Origin of the sequence: Anaerolinea thermolimosa (genome assembly GCF_001050195.2) — a bacterium.
GTDB lineage: Bacteria > Chloroflexota > Anaerolineae > Anaerolineales > Anaerolineaceae > Anaerolinea > Anaerolinea thermolimosa.
The window spans coordinates 411,065-431,281 of record NZ_DF967966.1 but is presented as its reverse complement, the minus strand read 5'-3'; the positions used below and the strand labels follow the sequence as shown (position 1 = coordinate 431,281).

Sequence of the window (20,217 nt, the reverse complement as noted above, 5' to 3'; positions counted from 1 at the left end):
TGGGGGTAAAAGTAGCCGTGTGGGTGGGGGTGGATGTACGGGTTGGGGTGGATGTACTCTGCCCCCCTGTGAAGGGCTGATCGCTCACATACACCGGCCCGGCCGGTGTGCCCCCGTTGCGACACTGCCCGTTGCTCGGCCCGCCAGCTGCCCCTGAACTATCGGTCACCACTCCCAGGCAGGGTCCGGCTGGGCCTTCATCAAAGTGATACAGCGCCGCTGTGTTTTCATCTGGCGTAAAGGGTGCCACCGGACGGCTGAAGTTACCCGTATATCGAATCACCGTCGAAAGGCGCACTTCATCCACCCATCCCGAATACGAGGGGTACTGTGTGCGGTCATAATCGTGCTTCTCCGCCCCGATCACCAGGTAGGGGTCTTTCGAGCTTGTGCCTGTTCGTCCGTCCCGGTAGCTCACATCTCCTGTCGGTCCGGGGCCTTCGGCATCCAGCACACCATCCACAAAGATGCGCAGTGTGCCGTTCGCCCGGCTGCGCGTCACCGCCACGTGGTGCCACGTGCCATCGGCCACAGTGCGCGTGCCGCAGAGGGTGTTACCGCTTTGTCCCTGGCTGACGCCAAACACCACTCGCCCCGATGAGATGGAAACTCCGAAGTCCCCATAATCTCCACTCCCAAAGATATCGCGGTCGAAGAGGATGTTCCCGGTAATCCAACCGGCATCAGATCCGCACGAAACGCTGGTGGAAGGGTTCTCGGCAAGGAGGGCCTTCATCCACCACTCCAGGGTGAAGTCGGTCGCACCGATATCAGCCGGAACGGGTGGGTTGTCGATGGATATTTCCACCCGGTCGATTCCTGCAACGCCGTTCCCATAAAATCGCAGGGCATACCCTCCACCGCTCTGGGCCTGCACCGGCGCGAATACGGCGCCGATGATCCCAAGAAGGAAGCACGAGAGCCAGAGAGCTTGCCTTCGAAAACTTTTCATTCTCTGGATTCCAGAGCGTCGGCGCGGCGCATGCGCTTGTAACGCGCGTTGTACTGTTCCTGAGTGAGAATTTCCACCTTGACCGGAATTTTATACGCCGCCAGGCGCTCCCGGCAGAAGGCGTGCATGCGCTGTTTGAAGGCACGCGGATCTTCAGGCTCCTTCAGGTTGACCCGCGCGGTCACAATGTTCCCCGTGATAGGGTTCTTCTCTCCGAGGACAACTGCATCGCGCACGTTTTCCATTTGCAGCAGAACGCTCTCCACCTCAGCCGGGTATACTTTCTGCCCGCCCACGTTGATGATCTCCGATTGCCGCCCCAGAATACGCACGTATTCGCCATCCACCTCCACCATATCCCCGGTGTTCATCCAGCCTTCTTCATCAAAGGGGCTGGGGGCGTTCAGGTAGCCGAGCATGGCCGATTCAGCCTTCACCCACAGAATGCCATCCACCACCTTGATCTGGAATCCCTCACCGCCGATCTTCACCCACAGCGAACGGTTATCTCTGGATTTGGAACGCAAAATTCCCAGCTCCGAAAGCCCGTAGGTTTGTTGCAGCTGGACATCGGGGAAAACCTCATGAATGCGAAGCAGGGTGCTTTCGGGCATCACCTCAGTGCCGTAGGTAATACGCTTCAACGAAGAAAGATCGTGCCGTTTATAGGCTTCGGAGATGAGCAGAAGGTTCAGGAAGGTCGGCGAAGTCGGCAGGAGTTCCACCCGGTGGCGCTCGATCGCCCGGCAGACCACGTCAGGGTCGCGGCTGCGCACCGAAACCACCGTCCCCCCGTTGGAAAGCGTGTAGAACAGCGTGTTAAGCCCGCCAATGTGGTCGAGAAGCAAAAAGGTGAGAGTCACCATTTTGTTGCGCGGCACTTTGAATTTCTCCAGCAGGCGGGCAAAGTTGTGCAACGCGGCTTTGCTTTTACCGGTGGATCCCGAAGAGAAGAGCACCAGGCCAGGGTCACCCAGCTGGCGCAGTTGCTGAATAAAAGGATGATCGGCGACCACCGGACGGCGGTTGATGACGTGCTGGTCGTTCTCATCCAGCGCGATGACCTCTTCCACCTGAGCGATCTCCAGGAACTCCTCCCGATGCGCCGCAGCCGCCTGGGTGAGAGGCACCACAATGGCCCCCCGATCGATCAGCGCCAGCAAAACCGCCACCGAATTGGGGCTGTAATCGCCATCGATAGCCACCACCTGCCCCTCTTTCATCCCATACCGATCGAGTTCCCCCTTCCATTCCTCCACCCGGAGTAACAGGTCTCCATACGTGGTAGGCTGGTCTCGCCAGACCATCGCCGGTTGCTCCTGCCAGCCCGCCATGCGCTCCAGTAACCATGCAATACTCATAGAATCCCTCCCAGGGTAATCACCTGCCCGGTGATAAACGAACTTTCCTTTTTCACAAAAAAATCCACCACGTTGGCCACATCTTCAAATGTGCCCGCGCGTTTAATCGCCTGGCTTTCCACAATCCGCCTGATTTTTTCTTCCGGCACATGGCGGATGAGGTCGGTTTCAATGGGGGTAGGGGCCACTACATTGCAGGTAATGCCAAACGGGGCCACTTCTTTGGCCAGAATTTGAGAAAAGGTGACCACGGCACTCTTGGAAGCGGCATAAGCGGCCTCACCTTCCAGCCGCATGTTCACCGCCACCGTGCTCAGGTTGACAATGCGCCCATACCGGTGACGCTGCATCAACTTCACTGCCTCACGGCACATCAAAAACGTACCGTAAAGGTTGGTGGCCATGATCTTTTCGAGAGTGGCAAGCGGGGTAAGCAGGATATGATTCATCGAGGCGATCCCCGCGTTGTTAATCAGAACATCCAGCCTGCCGTGGCGCTTCTGAATGTCCACGAACATGGCCCTGACTGCCCCCTCATCGGCCACGTCCAGGCAGTGATGGGTGTAGCCCTCCAGGCTCCAGTCTGGAGGGTTGCGGCTGCATCCCTCCACCAGCGCCCCGCGACTGACGAAATGCTCGGCCAGAAAACGCCCGATCCCCGTGCGTGTGCCGGTGATGAGCACCACTTCCTGATCAGGCATGGGCCCCCTGTTCAGCGATCAAATCGCAGATGTAATCGGCCAGGGCTCCAATGGAGCGAAAGGGGCTGCGCTTCTGCGACATGGCGCGCTCATCAGCCAGGATCAGATTAATACCCAGTTCGTCAGAGAGGCGTTGCTCCACCTCCACGATCAGGCTCACCAGCCCCAGCGAGTCCAGAATGGCCCCCTGCCCGATCAGCCGGGTCTCTTCGCCCAGCACCGGAAGCTGCTCTCCGGCGCCATCTCGCATCTGAAGAACGTCCTGCGCGCTGGTGGTGATCAGCTCAATGATTCCTGCACGTTCAATCGGAACTTCAGAGGAATAGGTCATAGGTATGCTCCTTGCGTATAAAGAGAATGATGATTTCTTAAGTTTCACGGGGTGAAGTTGGAAGACACACCCCGAAGCCGATATAACTGGTAAGGCCCAATCGTGATCAGCCGATCGTAGCGGCTCTCGATCTCCGGAATCGAATAGAATTGCACCCAGGCGGCGAACTTACCCACCAGGACGTACTCCGGTTTTTCTTTCTGGATAAAATCATACCCCTCACCCGGTAAGCTCCCGCCCAGCCAGGTGAATTGAATGGTTTTATTCAAATAACTGTGGGGTGGGTAATGATAACGATGGTCCGTCAGAAAACCCATCTCCGGCTCATAAGTCTCGATCACCGCATCCAGAGGGACGTGCTGGTTGAGGTAAGCCGCCATCAGCATGGGGGTATTCTCACCCGGAGCAAGTACGTCGCGCACGTTGAGCGCCAGAGAGCCCAGCACCACCCCCGCCACGGCCAGCGCCAGTGCTCCCTGCGCCGCCACCGTCCCGGGCACAGGTCTCTTTTCCCTGACTGCCTGCCAGAATTCCCTCAGCCGGGGTTTTAATTCGCGGGTGAGGTCGTACAAAAAGCGCGCCGTGAAAATACACGCCAGCGCCAGACCGATGAAAGCATACCGCACCCAGCTGATCGATGCCAGCACATACCAGAGCAGGTTTAAGGCAGCCATCATCCACAGAATGCTCCACTTCTGTGCCTCAATTCGCCGCGGCAGTATGAGCGTAGCACCATAAAGAAGCCCCACCCCCAGCAGGCCAAAATATCCAAGCACACTGATCAATTCGCTCAGAGAGCGCCTGATCAGCTCTGCCGAAAATACAAACGCCGCACTCCCCGAGGTCTCTCGCAGCAACGACAGATTGCCAATGCTGGCCTGCGGATCCAGCCCGAACAGCAAAAAAGCCTGCCAGGCGGCAAAAAGCCCCGCTGTAACCAGTCCCGGCAGGAGAAAAACCCTCTGGGGAAGCAGGCGATAATACACGAGGTTGGCCAGCCAGGCCAGCACCAGCGCTGGTCCCAGAAACAAGAGCACCTGGCTTTTCGTAACCACACTCAACCCCAGCAACATCCCGGCCAGCGCCAGCTTTCCCCACGAAGGTTTTTCCCACGCCTGCCACCACACCAGTAAACCGCCCAGCAGAAAAACCAGCGCGGGAACTTCTCCCAGCACCTGCCGCCCATACTCCAGGATAGAGACCCCGCGAGAAGCAAACAACAGCAGGAAAGCCAGAGCATGCCAGCCGTCTCCCTCCAGGCTCACCGTCAGGCGATAGAAAAGGAAGAGCCCCACCAGCAAATAAACCACCATTACCAGGCGAGCCTGGAGCAGGCCGATACCCAACAACCGGAATACTCCGGCGATGGGGAGCAATACCGTCGGGCCCAGCCCATTTGTTGGCCCATAGTAACGGAACCCTTCACTGCTGTAATCGGCATAGACCCCGTACTTCACCAGCGCCTTAGACACATGCAGGTGAGAACCTTCATCGAACCAGGTCAGGGGATAATCGGTCAGACGGTAGAATGCCAGGAACAATATCCCTGCCGCAACCACGAGCATCCATATCCGGCGCCACCCACTCTTTTGCCGGTTCACAGCCTCTTTCGAGGAAGCAATCATTGGCTTTTCTCGCTCCTCTTAACTCATGGTGAACTATTGACTTTTTGAGGTTGAAAGCCCGGGCGAAAGTTCACCCGCTCTGGCAAAAATCATGCGCCTTTCCGCCGCTTCACAGATCTGCGTCGCCAGCCTCAAAGCCTTCAACCCATCGCGCGGCGTTACCAGAGGGGTTTTCTTCTCGGCAACGCTTTCTACAAAGTGCTGCAATTCAGAAAACAGAGGCTCAACCACCGGCACCAGAATGCGCTCCAGCAGGCTTTCCTGGCGATATTTCACCCCGCGCTTGTTGTGGTTGAGGTATTGACCAATCGTCCGCCGGTGGATATCCACCGATTTATGGAGCAGATCGGCCTCCACGTACGCCTCCCACGCGGTAACATCAATCGCGCGCACCTTCTGCTCGGTGAGCCGTGAGGCCGTAAGCGACACCAGCGGCCCTGAGGAGAATGAAAGCTGAACGTTGACGTGGTCTACGGCGTTGCCGGTGGCGGTCAACCCGTAGGCGGCAATTTCCACCGGCTCTTCTCCGATCAATTCGAGGACAAGGTCCAGATCGTGGATCATCAGGTCCAGCACCACATTGACATCGGTGTTGCTGCCCGCGTAAGCACTGAGACGCCGGAAATTCACCGCCAGCACGGTCAGATCTTCCAGCACATTTTTCATTTCAATGTAGGCCGGGTTGAAGCGCTCGATATGCCCCACCTGCACCACCAGGCCGCTCTCTTCTGCCGCACGGGTAAGGGCTTCGGCCTGCTCCAGGGTTTCGGTGATGGGCTTTTCTACCAGCAGGTGCACTCCGTGCTCAAGGCACATCATCGCCAGGTCATAGTGGCTGGGCGTGGGAGTAACCAAACTCACCGCGTCCACCTCCTGCAGCAGGTCTTCGATCCGCGAAAAGAAAGGCGCGTCTAACCGCTGAGCCACCGACCGGCCAAGCTCGGCGTTCACATCGTGCACCCCACTCAACTGCACTCGCCTGAGCGTGGAATAAACGCGGCAATGTTGCTGCCCCATACGGCCCAGGCCAATCACACCCACTCGAATCGGGTTCATTGTCTTCTTCCTCCATTTCACCTTTCACCGGTGAAAATCTAAATCTGGATGATTATCCCATTCCTCTCAGAAACCATCGTACCGCCTCTGTGAGGTTCACGGCCCAATGTAATTCAAACGGCGCGACTCGAAAGAATCGAAAAATTCTGTTCCCCGTGTGCCAGAATCAATGCCATCTACCGCGCCCAGACGAACCGAATCGATCCGGCGGGTATCGTTATCTACTCCGGTAATACTTCCGACCTGCACACCATCCACCCAGAAAGTCAGCCAGCCATTGCTCGCTCCTGCCGCAGTAGAAGCCCGCCAGTCAATTTCCAGAGAGTGGGGGGCGTCTGAGATGGTGACATAACTGGTGGTCAGGAAGGTGCTCCCGTTATTTCGCGTTTGCGCCCTCACCTGATACGCCCCGCTGTAACGGCGAAACTCAATCCGGGCCGTAACCAGGGTTCCCGAATAACCGTAGAAGATATAATGAGCGTTTCCACTGGTCATGCTAATGCTGTTGGGGTCAAAATAGAAACGCGCCCGGTAGCGTGCCTCGGCTGCCGGTGTATCATCCACCACATAGATGGCAGTATTATCGTTGATGAGAGCCCTCAAACCATAAGAACCTCTCAAAGCCGCAGCTGTACTTGCTGAGAGGTCACCCCCACCGGTGACGCTCGAAGACCAGGCGAGCAAATTCCCCCCTTCAAAGCCATCGGCAAAGATCAGATCAGGAAGCACGGTGGGCGTCAACGTGGCCGATGGGGTAAGCGTGGGAGTACGGGTGGGGGTAGCGGTTGCAGTCGCTGTGGGGGTGGCACTTGGCAGTGGCGTGGAGGTGCGGGTAGCGGTTGCAGTCGCTGTGAAGGTGGCGCTTGGCAGTGGCGTGGAGGTGCGGGTAGCAGTTGCAGTCGCTGTGGGGGTGGCGCTTGGCAGTGGAGTAGCTGTAAAGGTCGGAGAAGCAACGATGGCGGTTGGAGAAGCCGTAGAGGTAGCACTCGGCAGGGGTGTGGGCGTGGAGGAGGGCAAAGAAGTTGCCGTGGGCACACTTGTGGCCGTTGCAGTTGCCCCACCCGAGGGCAGAGCATACGTCAGAACGATCCGTTGAACTTCAGGCGAAAGGAGGACGTTGCCCGAACTGAGGTTCAGACGGTATTGCAGGTAGCGCCCCGCCGGACTGACAATCGTATTTCCTGAAGTCTGCGCCCAGGGCGACCAGTTCACCCCGTCATCTGAGGTGCGAGTCTCGATATTCAACCCCGTACCTGCGGGTAAATCTGCGGTTGAAGCCACCGACTGCCATGGCACTGTGCTCCCCGCATCCTGAATACAGGAGGTGTAACTGCCACCTGAGGGATACGCTCCCGCCCGCACCCAGTCTACCTGCATGGGGCTACCCCCCGAAGTCTGGGGGGTCTGGTTGTAGAGAAATACCCAGGTATTGAACGTGGAAACGCCCGGAATCGTGGCCTGAAGTACACCATCCACATAGAAACGGCTCTCGGTCGCGGTCCACTCGATGCGGAAGAGATGGTAACTGCGCAGATCAATGGTTGGAATATCGATATCGATCAGGGGAGCACTCGCTCCACCGTCGCGCGCGCGCACATAGGTAGTATTGGTATCTCTGGAAACAAACAGGCGGATTGCCGAGTCGTCGGTCACCGAATTGGGGTCCAGCGGGGGTAATGCCCGGTAGAAGCCCAGATCGGGCCAGCCAGCATTGGCCGTGGTTGCCCGCTGTAAGGCACGTGCCTCAAAGAAACGCACCGGCAACGATTGTAAATTGGCCTGCGAGCGGAGGTAGGCGCTATCCAGGGTCAGCACGCCATTCCCCACACTGGGCGGAACGGTGTACCAGGTGTACACATTCCCGGCCACCCATTGCGCCGTATCTACCGTGTTCCCGTTGAAATAATCTTCCACCGGGGCCGCCAGGCGTACCTCTCCGCCTCTGGCGTCACTCACCGTGACGTTGCTGAGAACAGCACACACCTGAGCAAAATCACTCACCGTATCGTGAACCACACTCCCCGATGAGCCCGAGGCAGGGGTTGCCGTGGCTGTTGGCAAGGGTGCCTGGGTGGGTGTTGAGGTTGATGTGCTGGTAGGCTGAACTACCGACGTAGCCGTGGGGGTGGTTTGTGAGAAATCCACCAGATTGAAGTTATCCAGAATGTGCTGGTTTACCGCGGTAGAAGCATACGACCATAACCCCACTGCACCGCTGGTAAAAGCCGTGTTTGTGGCGGTTATGCGTGTGATCCCGTTGACATCTACCCGTACAATACTCCCGGAGGCAGAAAGGGCAAAGGTGATTGCCTGGCCCGGTTGATATCCGGCGATTTGATAGCTCCCCAGCTGAGTCCAGTTGTCAATCCGCCACAGGATCACCAGCCCCGAACTGAACAATTCTGCCACATAGCCGCTATTGGGAACGCCCCCCGAAAAAGCGCCCAGGCGCACTCCCAGCGAGATGGTGCCGGCGTTGCTGGCAAAACGTGCATCAGCCGACGCCTGAACATTGCTGTATGTTCCGGTATAAGTTACCACAGCGTCGCCGCCCACACTGGCATTGCGTAACGTACCCGAAACAATCTGCCAGTCACCGATGCGCTCAGTCCAGCTGGCCCCCAGGTTGGTAGAATCCGGGCGATTGAAGTCATCGGTGACTCCGGAATTCTGGGGAGTGGGCGTCGGCGTGGAAGTGTTGGTAGGAGGTGGCAGCGTAGCCGTGAAGGTAGGTGTGGAAGTGCTGGTAGGAAGCGGTGAAGTGGCGGTGAAGGTGGGCAGCGGGGAAGGAGAAGCGGTAGGTGAGGGTAACGGGCTGGCTGTAAAGGTAGGGGTCGGCGCAGGGGTATCGGTGGGTTGAAGCGTGAGCGTTGGAGAAGGCTCCAGGGTCGCCGTTGAGGTAGGCGATGGGGTGAACGTGCTGGTGGCTTCGGGGGTATTCACCGGCAGGAGTTCATAATTGAAGGTAATTTCCCGCAATTCTGGAGAAACAAGGGGGTTGGTGGTGTTCAAAGTGAGCTGATATTGCAAGAAACGCCCGGCCGGGCTGGAAATTTGCCCGTCGACAGTCGGAGACCAGTCACTCCAGGCCATTCCGTCCGAAGAAGTGCGCGTCTGCAATACCACGGATGTTCCGGCGGGCAGGTCAATCTGCGAATTGAAACCCTGCCAGAGCGCGCTACCCCCGGCATCCAGAACACAGGAGGTGTAAGTACCCGTCGAAGGGTAGGCCCCCGCCCGCACCCAGTCCACCTGCATGGGACTGCTGCCCTGGGTGGTGGGCGTCTGATGATACAGAAAGGCATACGTGTTCAACGTGGTCACCCCCGGCATCGTCGCCTGGAAGACCCCGTCTACAAAGAAGTCCGTCCGGTCTGTGTACCATTCCACCCGAAACACATGATACTGCTGAAGGTTGAGGGTGGGAATGTCCACATCATACAACGGTGCGCTGCCATCACCATCCCGCCCACGGACATACGTGGTGTTGGTATCCCGGCTGATGAACAGGCGCATCGCCGTATCTGAGGTGACCGCGTTCGGGTCCAGCGGAGGCAGGGCACGGTAAAACCCCAGATCCGGCCATCCCGCGTTGTTCGCTCCGGCGCGCTGGAGCGCACGCGCCTCGAAAAAGCGCACCGGAAGGGATTGCATATTCATCTGCGAGCGCAGGTAGGCTGAGTCCAGCGTGAGCACTCCGTTGCTCACCGTGGGAGGTACCGTATACCAGGAGTACACATTGCCCACCACCCAGCGCCCGGTATCCACGGCGTTCCCATCAAAGTAATCTTCCAGCGAGGCGCGCAGGCGCACCTCTCCACCACCGGCATCACTGATGCTTACCTCGCTGAGGCTGGCACACACAGCGCCAAAATCTCCCGCGGTTGTCTGGGTAATACTCCCGCTGGCGGTTTGCGCCCGGACAATCTGATCAGGCCGCCCCAGAGCGGTCATCACCATGCTCAGGATCAGGAAAATCGCCCCGATTTTGGGCATGATCGATCGAGAGTTTTCCTTTTCATCCGGTTTCCGGCAAAACGCCATCGACCACCTTCCAGTACTTACCTTCTGTTGATGATACATCGCTTTCTCTCCTCATGAACCTCAACCCAGAACAACCCTGCCAAAGAAAAACTTCAAACAAGCCGCTTTCCATCTGGGGGATAAAGATCATCCAGGGGGCGGCAGGCCACCCGGTAGTCGTACAATGTTTCGATCAGACGGCGGCCACGGCGGCCGAGTTCGCTGGCCAGTGAACGGTCTCGCAACACCTGCACCACAGCCCGGGCAAACTCGGCTGGCGTATCCGCAATCAGTACATGCTGGCCGTGTTCCACTGCAATGCCTTCACAGCCAATGGAGGTGGTCACCACGGGCAACCCCTGCGCCAGGGCATTGAGAATTTTCACTCGCATGCCCCCGCCCGCACGAAGCGGCACCACCATCACTCCCGCCTGCTCCAGAAAAGGGAGCGGGTCTTCTACATATCCGGTGACCCGGATAAGCCTGTCCTGCTCTCCGAGCGCCACCACTTCTTTTGGGGGGCGCGCACCGATGATGTCCAGCGCGGCATCCGGTTTCTCGCGGCGGATCAACGGTAAGACCGAATGCACGAACCATAGAATACCATCCACATTGGGCTGCCAGAACATCGTCCCAAGGGTAACAATGCGGTCAGCCTCTGCCACCCGGCACACCGGCTGCACCTCATCGGTATTCACTGAAATGGGGACGACACGGAAATTACGCCCTTCCCCGCTTACTTCTTCAAGGGCACGCCGGTCTTCCTCGCTGACCGCCAGAACAGCGTCGAAAGCCCGGCAAATCTCCCCTTCATACCGCCTCAGCAGGCGCCAGTCGCGCTCGTACACCCACTTTAAAAGCCCTTCCGGCATGGTGCTCGCCATGCGCCGGTAAAGAAGCCAGAGCGCATTGTGCGTATCCAGCACCTTCTTCCCCACTCGAGCTACCAGGGCATACTGGGCCATATTGAGCTGGTCGGCATGCACGGCATCGAAAGACTGCCGCGCCGAGAGCTCTCGTACCAGCCTGAACATGGGGCCTCTCGCATCCCGCACGATAACCCACGGCACCCCTGTGGCCAGGCTCCTGAACAGCGCCAGGCCATCGCGAAGAACCCCTCGTTCCATCGGAAGGGTGAACACACCGGCGCACAGGCGGCGGAGTTGCCCCACCTCACGCGACTGATTCCCGCGCACAAACGAAACCAGGGTCACCTCATGCTGGCGGGCCAGGTATTGAATCAGATTCCAGGTCTTTACCTTGGGGCCGCTATCCGGAGGGTAAGGGAGAACCTGAGTCAGAAGGAGAATTTTCATGGTCAAAAGAGGTGCACCCTGCGGAAAAGATACCAGTAAGCCCGGCTCTGATTCTGCACCCCGGGCCTGCGGAACACAGTCGAAATGACCCAGCCCATGGCTGTGCGCACCAGACTGCTGAACCCCAGCAAAAGCTTGTAACCAAAGGCCGTCAACGGCCCGTAATGCTTGCGGAAGAACCGTACCCGGCTCTGATACAACCGGACCAGGGTTTCTCTACCGGCGAGGTTGGCTGAGCCGCCCCACACGTGCACCACCCGCGCATCAGGCACGTAACGCACCTTCCAGCCAGCCTGCTTCATGCGGTAACACAGATCGGTCTCTTCCGAGTACATGAAGAACGACTCATCAAACCCACCCACCTGCTCCAGCGCTTCGCGCCGCACCAGAATACAGGCCCCCATCACCCAGTCCACCTCACGCGGGGTGTCCATAGCCCACCAGGTCATCTGATACCCCCCGAACACCCGGCTGTGGGGGAAGAGCCGGTCAAGCCAGAGCGTCTGCCACAGTTCACTCGCCAGGGTCGGGAACGCATAACAGGAACGCTGGAGGCGCCCATCCTCATAGAAAAGCTGCGCCCCTGCGATTCCCGTGTCTGGATGGTTGCGCATCGCCTGAAGCAGACTTTCCAGAGCCCCGGCCTGCAAGAAGGCATCACTGTTGAGTAAAAGGAGAAAACGCCCGGTAGATTGTGCAATCGCCTGGTTGTTGGCCCGCGCAAAGCCCACGTTCTGCGCATTCATGATCAAATGCGCCTGAGGGAATGCCTGCTGCACGAAGGCTACACTGTCGTCCTCAGAAGCGTTATCCACCACCCAGAGGTCATAATCCACGCCTGCGCCGTGTTCCACCAGCGCCGCCAGGCAGCGGGCGAGATACTGGCGGGCGTTCCAGTTGACGATAATCACCGAGACCTCAGGCATGAGAAAGCGGCTCCTCCGGTAGGCTTTCCCGGCCAGTGAGGATATCCAGCGAGAGGATCAGCCCCAGGAACAACCAGCTATACACGGTATAACTGAACCCCATGATCGTCTGGGTGTAGGCGAAGGGCAGCAGCCAGTCGCCGAAGCCCATAATCACCACACAGCCTGCCAGGCCTCCCAGCAATGCCACACTGAGCCCCTCCAGAAAATCGCGCCGGCCCCTTACCCGTCGGTAAACCACCCAGCCGCGCCAGCCGAGGACACCGAAGATCGCCAGGTAAAATGCCATCCCCACCACACCCGTCTGGGCGAGAATATCAATGTAATTGCTGTGAGTGGCCATCCCTTCGGAGGGGTTATAACTCATATAATAAGCCGCATACCCGGCCGGCCCCATCCCGAACAGAAAATGCTGGCTGGTGAATTTCCAGTTGATCTGCCAGGCAGTAAAGCGCGTATCTCCACTTACTTCTTTTTCACTACCCAGCCAGCTTTCAATCAGACCGGTATTAAGCACGATATAAAGGGCCAGCACAATAACACCCGCCAGGAAAAGGCGTTTGGAACGCAGGAAAAGGATCACCATACCTGCCACCAGTCCCGGCAGCCAGCCCGCCACCCAGGAAATATTCAATACAAAGCCGTGATACACCCAGGCCAGCGCCAGAAAGAGGAGAAACCCTCTGGCGCCTTTTTTCATCTTCTCGTCGAACAGACCAAGCGCCAGCCCCAGACCAATGACCCACATACTGGCCAGCCCGCCCGTATTGGCCGGAAGAGAGAACGGCAACAGGTTGTCCACCATCCCCGCTAAACCCAGAGAGATCATCAGCCACACCATCAGCCGAATGTACTTCTCTTCGCGCAGTACGTTGGCAGAAAACAGCAACAGCGCGGGTGACACGATCATGACCAGGGCAGACGCGATCTGCACAAAATAAAAAGTGCGCCAGAGCACCACCAGTGGATCGCGAAAAACCGCGCTCCACACGATCGAAACCATCACCACACCGATAAACCCGAAGACCGGCAGATTGGCGGGTGTGCGCTCCAGGTGAAGATGCCTTTCAACGAGTATCATCCGCAGCAGCCAGAGAAAAATGAACAGCACTCCCAGCACCAGGCTGATCACCAGGCGACTGCCCGTGCCCGTCGGTAAACTGAAGGGAACAAAGGCCGCCGCGAAGAGAATGATCACCGGCGCCAGAGCCAGCCGTTTTTCAAGAATCAGAACAAACGCCACCCCAAAAGGCAATGCCAGCAGCACCATCCCATAGAGAGGGCTCTTCCATGCCGTCAAAACCGAGACTCCAAAAGTCAGGAGGAACAGACTGAAGATAAGGCCGATCTTCAGCAGCAGAGCACGCCGGGCATCGAGGGCAAGCCACAACCGCGTTCTCCAGTCTATATCATCCATCAGCGGTTCCCCGGGTTGTTTCATCGTCGGAGGGAGTCTCCAGAAGAGATTGCGAGCAGAAAATCATCCAGCCGGTCGACGATCGCGTTCCAGTCGTAGTGCGTCTCAACCAGAGCGCGCCCGTTCTCCCTCAGGCTTGCGCGCAGAGCAGGGTCTGAGATGATCCGCAGTACCGCACGCGCAAACTGTGCAGGCCGGTCGGCGATCAGGAGATGGCGCCCGTCCTCAAACGACAATCCCTCCGCCCCGCGGGAGGTGGAAACGATGGGCGTTCCTGCCGCCCAGCCTTCGAGAATCTTCAGCCGGGTTCCACCGCCGGTCAACAACGGCACCACATTCACACATACCCGGCGCAACATCGGGCGCAGATCTGCCAGATAACCGGTGAAGACCATCTTTTCACGCAGATTCAACCGTTCCAGGGGGGCCGGGGCTGTCTTGCCGGTGACGTAAAGTCGTGCTCCGGGTCGTTCAGCAAGGATAAGCGGGTAGATTTCTCGGGCGAAAAACTCCAGTCCCTCAAAATTCACCCGGTAAGAGAGTGCGCCTGTAAAAATCAGGCCTTCCGGTTCCATTTCCCTTTCATCGGCAGGCTGATAAAAAGAGAGATCCACCCCGTTGGGAATGACGGCCATGTACTTAAGCTGAGGCGCACAGCGCATCACCGCCTCACGCTCGGGCTCCGACACCACCGTACAACCATCAAACTCTTCCAGCAGGCGCGTAAGGTAACGCGAGAGCTTCCACCACGTCAGCCGGTAACGCAAACGGCGCAATGGATGGGGTTCATCCAGAGAACGCCGGGCAATTTTCGTAACCTCCAGCTCTTCCAGCACCTTCCGGGCATTGCTCACCAGGCGCGCGTAGGGGGCCATATCCAGTTCAGAGACAACAACCAGGTCGTATTTTTCCTTTATGGCCAGCCCGGTAACCGCATCTGCCATGGCCTGGCTGTACGTATCCAGCAGCGAGCGCGGCGTGGGCGAAAAGAACCCTGCCAGGGCCGTCAGCCTGCCAGGTTGAAAGGCGCGGTACGGCACGGTGAGTACCTCACCCAGAAATTCCCTTAATACCTCACAGGATTCAGGAGAAGGCGGATCCTCCACAAAGGATATCAGGTCTACCCTGTGTTTCCGGGCCAGCCCTCTGAGGATGGAAAATACCCGAATTCTTGCTCCATTATCCGGTGGATACGGAAACCAGCGAGAAAGGAACAGGATCTTCACGGTTGAACACCCCGCATGCCCGTCTTCCCGCGGAAATAATCCCAGATGGCCTGCACCATCGCCCGCCGCTGTTCGCGCCGGTGGCGCCACTTTGGGCGGATGCTCCAGCTAACCAGCGTGCGCAGGTACTCACTGAACAGGGTATGCGCCCAGGCCCGCCCTCCGGCACCTGCCTTTTTTAAGAAGAGCAAACGGTTGCGTGTCATGTAATAGTGCACTGTGGCAGATGCCTCGCGCGCTTCGGGAGAAATCTTGTGCCAGATCGTAGCCCCCGGCACATAAACGATCTGATACCCCGCCCGGCGAATGCGCACGCACCATTCCACTTCTTCGTAATAGGCAAAAAAGCCTTCATCCAGCAGACCAGCGGCTTCAAGGGTCTTCCGCTTCACCAGCATGGCACATCCGGTGACGAAATCCACCGCGCGCGGTTTCAGCCCATACTGGCCCTGGTCGGTTTCGTCCATCCCGATCATCCGTGCCACCCCGTGCTTCCAATCAATGGCTCCCCCCGCCGACCAGATGACCTCAGGCCGGGTGTGGTAATAAATCGTTGGGCCAAGCACCCCGATGGAAGGATCAGCCTCCCCCACTGAGACCATTTTCTCTAAAAAATCTGGTGAGACCAGCGTATCGTGATTGAGAAGCAGTACGTAATCCGCGCCTTTCTGGAGAGCAACCTTCATCCCCAGATTGTTTCCACCCGCAAAACCAAGGTTTGTCCGGCTCTCCAGCAACGTTACTTCAGGATGGCAGGCACGGATGCGTTCCGGTGAACCATCCTGCGAGGCGTTGTCTACCACCAGTACATAACGTTCAGGATATTGCACCCTGGCCAGCGAATCAAGACAGGCCAGCGTGTCATCCCCGCCATTCCAGTTGATCACAACAATCGCAACCCGGGGGTTCTGGTTTTCAACCACGCCTGGATTCCACCAGCTCCATATAAAGGAGCTCTAAATCGGTCACTTCTTCATCGAGCCGCCTGACCGGTTGAATGCCAGCGCGTAAACGCTCATAAAGAAATGGGTCTTCAATCAACTTGCGCAGCTGCTCTGCCAGACTGCGCGGGTTGCCCGCCTCAAAGAGGAAACCATCCACCCCGTGGCGCACCATCTCGATCATCCCTCCCAGGTCAGAGGCAATCACCGGTTTGCCATGGTCGAAAGCCTCCAGAATCACCGTGGGGTGGTTTTCATACCAGATGGAAGGCGTGACGATGACATCACACTCATCCATGATGCGGCCAATTTCATGCCCCGGGAAGGGCCCCAGGAAGAGCACGTCCTCACGCCCTCTGGCCAGGGTACGCAGCGAGCGCACGTAACTCGGCCAGGTTCCCAGGTCACCATACAGACGTAATTCAGCCCGGCCAGGCGGCAGATTCAACAGACGATATGCCTCGACGAGCACATGCACCCCTTTGTGCGCGGCAATTTGCCCCAGGTAGCCAATGCGGAATTTCTCGCTCTTCCCCTGACTGCCAGAACCTTCCCGATGATTGGATTTTTCCAACCCATACGGTGCGTAGATCATCCGGCGGGGAAGCATATCGTATTCCTTCAATTTCTCCTCGAAGAAACGAGACTGGGTGATGACCACATCCACCTTTTGAAGCAACCGCCGGTTGAACTCCCGTCGCTGGCGGATCCATCTCTCTTCTTCTCGATATCCGGGGTGTTTCCCAAGCATGCCGGTCTTTCCCAGATACGTAAAGAACGCACCCGGCAGGCCCCCCAGCCATTGATCTACCAGACGATACCGCCTTTGCAGAGCACGAAGACACCATACACAGCGGGCCGGTTCCACCGGTTCACTGCACAACTGCCCATCACTGCGCAACAGGGTAATCAACGGGCACATCATCCAGAAATCCACCAGCGTGATCACCGAGGGAATATCGGCCTCAAAGGCCGCATCCAGAACACAGCCGGTGGTTAAATACCCTGAAAGCAGGTGCACCACATCGGGGCGGTCGGAGCGAATATGTTCTCTGAACCATTGCTGAATGGCCGTGTTGCAAAAATTCAAACCCAGGGGGCGCACCAGATTTCGCTCATTGAGATGCAGCCGATGCACCGTGACCCCGTCTTCCACCTCGGTCTGGCAAAGCAAGGCCTCTTCCTGCGTCCCAACCGAGTCGACAGCGGCAACTTCCACGGAATGGCCGCGAGCCGTAAAACTGCGCGCCAGGCGGTGAGCCATTTTTTCGGTACCGCCAATGAACCGTGGAGGGTAATGGGGAGAAACCAGGAAAATCTTCATAGAGGAATCGTCTTTTCAGTTCTGGCGCGCAAATCGCGCACAAAGTGCCACTCATCCCTGCCAATGACACGGAAAGCCAGCAACAGAGCCAGGTACAACAGGCCGCAGATGAAGGTGTTGACCAGCAAACTCACGTGATTCGCCAGGAAAAGTGCCACCACACCCATCAACCCTGCGGCCAGCAGCGGTCGGATGATATTCTCGTTCCATTTCATTCGCTTCAGGGTGTCGCGCAGGAACCACAGATACTGCCCCACCAGCACAGCCTCGGTGATCACCGTCATCGTCGAGGCGGCCAGCAACCCAAAACGCGGTACCAGCATCAGGTTGAAGAGAACATTCAAGGCAGTACTGGTCAATACCGCACGTGCCGCCCGCCGTTCCTGCCCGGAAATGAGCACCACATACCCCAAAAACTCCGAAGCGAACATCAGCGGCACCACCCAGATCACGATCTTCAGCGCCACAATGGCCGGGTCATAACTGGCCGTGTAGATAAAGGGCACAATCTGCCCGGCCAGCGCCCAGGTTCCAAACGCGATGGGCAGCGAAGCCAGCATCAGGTAGCGCATGGCACGGTCATAACTGCGCACCAGGTTGTGGGGTTCGCTAACCGACTGGCGCGTGAGAGACGGGAAGAGAGCCGTGTTGATCACATTAGAAATGAGCGCCGCCGAAAACACCAGGTTATACGCGGCATTATAGAATCCTGTTTCAGCATCACCGCGGTAAATGTTCAACAACACTGTGTCGAACTTGTATGAGAGTCCAAGCGCAAAGCCGATCACCCCGAAGGGGAGGCTGGCCTTTAAAAGCGCTTTCCATAGAGACGGAGATGGACGAGCCGGATGCACCCCCAGCGAGCGCACCCCCCGCCAGCACACCACCGTCATCGCCGCCACCCCGCAGAGGGTGGCTAAAATCAATCCGTAATACCCCAGCCCCAGCCATAACGCCAGCCCGCCCAGCACCACAAACACCAGCTGATTGAGGACTTTCCCCCCGGAGGTAATATCCAGCCGTTCAAAACCCGAAAGCACAGCGTCGCTGGCGCCCTGCACCGCATAAAGGAAAAGCCCCACCGCATTCAGGGCAATCGCACCGATCATCACCGCCGGGCGCCCCGTCACCCAGGCCGCCCCCACCATCAACAAGGCAGTAAAGAAGGAAAGCAGAAGGCGCAGAAGGATAATATTCCCGTAAAGCACCCCGGCCTGGGCATGCCCACCCGGCTGCTCGCGCAGGCGCGCCACCTCGCGGATCGCATACACACCCAGACCCAAATCGGAGAAAATCGCCAGGGTCGTCCCAAATGCCAGCACCGCGGTATATTGCCCAAACGATGCCGCCCCCAGGTGCCTGACGATGAGGATCGAAAACAGAAACGACAGCGCCTTAATGATCAGCTGCGCCGCCATCCCAATGGCTGAATTACGGAAAATGGTGGTCGATAATTTTGGCATACGATCAGAGTAAACGGGGTGCAGATCAATCGAAACGGGTCAAAAAAGCAGTGGCCAGATCAGGGGAATGGCTGACGCGAAATCAGAGGGAGGAACAGAGCATAACGAAGCGTGGTCACCGCGACCACCTCATTATTCTCTCCCTGTGGATCGAAATTTACGGAGCTGACCCGCGCCACAGTTTGAAAGCTCGTCCCGCTCGCGGGCGCAAAAATACCCACCCCGAGAGGGGGAGCACTTTCACCGGCCCCCACGGGCTGACTCAACCCACACAACACCTCCTGGCCTGCCCCGCCCCAGGTGCAGTTCCACCCGCTCCCCGCCGCCTGGTTAAACTGCGCTCCTGCCGGCAGCGTTAACCTCACCTGAACTCCCCCCGCCGTGCTCGGGCCTGCGTTCACCACCTGCACTGTATAAGAGAGCGGCCTTCCCGCCAGCACCGGGTCTGGAACATCAGTGAGGGTGAGCGCCAGGTCTGAAACCGCACTGACGCTGACCTCGCGGGAGGCACTGTTGTTGCCGGGCGCCCAGTCTGGGGTGACGGCTGAAGCCGCATGTCCCTGGCTTGAGAGAGTCGTCGGCTCTGCCGGAGCAGTCAGGGTCAGATCAATCGTAGCCCCACTACCTGCGGACAGGTTCCCCAGATTACAGGATACCTCCGTCACGCCCGGGGTACAGCTTCCCTGAGAGGCCTCTACCCCGACCCCGGTCGTCCCTGCCGGAACGGTAAGACTCGCCACAACGTTCTCTGAAAGATCAGGGCCAGCGTTGGTAATGGTCAGCCTGAAGGTCAGTCGCCCTCCGGCATTCACGGTTGACGGAGCCTCCAGCCCAACCTGCAAATCGGCATGGGCGGTTAGATAACTCACAGTCCATGAATGGCTTCCGGCTGAAAGCGGAAAGAAGACCATCGGCACCCCGCGCACATCCATCGGGCTGAAAGGCGCGGTGAGCGGAGCGCCAGCATCCACCTGAACCCATTCGAGAGGCCTTCCATCCCACGAAGCGGGGAGAAGCACGGTCAGCCCTTCACCACGGTCAGGGTTTGAGAACAAATCAAAGGTCAACCTCCCGGTAGACTGATCCCACACGATGTTCTGGAAAACCGCATCATGGCGGGTCTCGGTGAAGGCAAGCCAGCGATCCGCATTCCAGAGTGGAATACCCAGGCTCTGAGCATACGCCATGGTGCCCTCGGCCCATCCTCGCGGGTCGCCATTGCCGTAGTAATCTACATGGAACTGGGTCATCAGGGCCGAATAAAACCCGTTCTGGCTGGCATCAATCAGCGCTCTTGAAACCGCCACCCCCTGTTCGGCAGTCAGGCCTTCTCTACCTACCCCCGCATCGCGAATCAACTGCTCGTCCACAAGGTGCGTTTCCTGCTGGTAAACCGGCAAAATGGTGCCGTCGGTTCTGGAAAATTTCATCGGGAGGCCGCTGCCCGTGATGTACCCGTGCGCCCACGTGCCATCTGCCTTCTGCAACCATGCACCCGAATGGTAAAAATTCGTGTCCATGGCAATCCCGTAGTCCCGCTCCAGCTCGACGGCAT

General features: G+C 58.1%; 15 protein-coding genes. All 15 read right to left on the bottom strand.

The features are described 5' to 3' along the window. A partial coding sequence (locus tag ATHL_RS17355) for a LamG-like jellyroll fold domain-containing protein (RefSeq protein ID WP_062196337.1) occupies window positions 1-952 on the bottom strand: 952 nt, incomplete at its 3' end. Beyond that, window positions 949-2,313: an ANL family adenylate-forming protein gene (locus tag ATHL_RS17350; protein ID WP_062196335.1), complete on the bottom strand. Its 1,365-nt coding sequence runs from the start codon at window positions 2,311-2,313 to the stop codon at window positions 949-951. The genes ATHL_RS17350 and ATHL_RS17355, both read right to left, overlap by 4 nt. After that, the gene (locus tag ATHL_RS17345) at window positions 2,310-3,014 is read right to left on the bottom strand and encodes an SDR family NAD(P)-dependent oxidoreductase (protein WP_062196334.1); all 705 of its coding nucleotides are present in this window, start codon (window positions 3,012-3,014) and stop codon (window positions 2,310-2,312) included. The genes ATHL_RS17350 and ATHL_RS17345 overlap by 4 nt, the downstream gene beginning before the upstream one ends. Next, window positions 3,007-3,345, bottom strand: a complete 339-nt coding sequence (locus tag ATHL_RS17340; RefSeq protein ID WP_062196332.1) for a hypothetical protein — start codon at window positions 3,343-3,345, stop codon at window positions 3,007-3,009. The genes ATHL_RS17345 and ATHL_RS17340 overlap by 8 nt, the downstream gene beginning before the upstream one ends. A gap of 44 nt (window positions 3,346-3,389) precedes the next feature. Continuing rightward, window positions 3,390-4,970, bottom strand: coding sequence for an ArnT family glycosyltransferase (locus ATHL_RS17335; RefSeq protein ID WP_062196330.1), 1,581 nt, complete (start codon window positions 4,968-4,970; stop codon window positions 3,390-3,392). A gap of 33 nt (window positions 4,971-5,003) precedes the next feature. Further along, window positions 5,004-6,026 carry a Gfo/Idh/MocA family protein gene (locus ATHL_RS17330; RefSeq protein WP_062196329.1) on the bottom strand — a complete coding sequence of 341 codons (1,023 nt, stop codon included), beginning with the start codon at window positions 6,024-6,026 and terminating at the stop codon, window positions 5,004-5,006. 96 nt (window positions 6,027-6,122) lie between these two features. Beyond that, window positions 6,123-10,022 (bottom strand): glycoside hydrolase family 16 protein, encoded by a 3,900-nt coding sequence (locus ATHL_RS17325; protein WP_162787792.1) that lies wholly within the window; start codon window positions 10,020-10,022, stop codon window positions 6,123-6,125. Window positions 10,023-10,162: 140 nt separating this feature from the next. Continuing rightward, window positions 10,163-11,365, bottom strand: a complete 1,203-nt coding sequence (locus ATHL_RS17320) for a glycosyltransferase family 4 protein (RefSeq protein WP_062196326.1) — start codon at window positions 11,363-11,365, stop codon at window positions 10,163-10,165. 2 nt (window positions 11,366-11,367) lie between these two features. Further along, window positions 11,368-12,291, bottom strand: a complete 924-nt coding sequence (locus tag ATHL_RS17315; protein ID WP_062196324.1) for a glycosyltransferase family 2 protein — start codon at window positions 12,289-12,291, stop codon at window positions 11,368-11,370. Further along, the gene (locus ATHL_RS17310; protein WP_062196322.1) at window positions 12,284-13,732 is read right to left on the bottom strand and encodes an O-antigen ligase family protein; all 1,449 of its coding nucleotides are present in this window, start codon (window positions 13,730-13,732) and stop codon (window positions 12,284-12,286) included. The genes ATHL_RS17315 and ATHL_RS17310 overlap by 8 nt, the downstream gene beginning before the upstream one ends. Next, the gene (locus ATHL_RS17305; RefSeq protein ID WP_062196320.1) at window positions 13,729-14,934 is read right to left on the bottom strand and encodes a glycosyltransferase; all 1,206 of its coding nucleotides are present in this window, start codon (window positions 14,932-14,934) and stop codon (window positions 13,729-13,731) included. The genes ATHL_RS17310 and ATHL_RS17305 overlap by 4 nt, the downstream gene beginning before the upstream one ends. After that, entirely contained in the window at window positions 14,931-15,857 is a 927-nt protein-coding gene (locus ATHL_RS17300) for a glycosyltransferase family 2 protein (RefSeq protein ID WP_062196319.1), read from the bottom strand. Before ATHL_RS17300 ends, ATHL_RS17305 begins: the two co-directional genes overlap by 4 nt. After that, the gene (locus ATHL_RS17295) at window positions 15,850-17,199 is read right to left on the bottom strand and encodes a glycosyltransferase family 4 protein (RefSeq protein WP_062196317.1); all 1,350 of its coding nucleotides are present in this window, start codon (window positions 17,197-17,199) and stop codon (window positions 15,850-15,852) included. The genes ATHL_RS17300 and ATHL_RS17295 overlap by 8 nt, the downstream gene beginning before the upstream one ends. Then, window positions 17,196-18,662, bottom strand: a complete 1,467-nt coding sequence (locus ATHL_RS17290; RefSeq protein ID WP_062196315.1) for a flippase — start codon at window positions 18,660-18,662, stop codon at window positions 17,196-17,198. The genes ATHL_RS17295 and ATHL_RS17290 overlap by 4 nt, the downstream gene beginning before the upstream one ends. A 59-nt stretch (window positions 18,663-18,721) precedes the next feature. Next, on the bottom strand, window positions 18,722-19,573 hold the full coding sequence (locus ATHL_RS19430) for a DUF11 domain-containing protein (protein ID WP_236822420.1): 852 nt from the start codon (window positions 19,571-19,573) through the stop codon (window positions 18,722-18,724). Window positions 19,574-20,217: the final 644 nt, after the last annotated feature.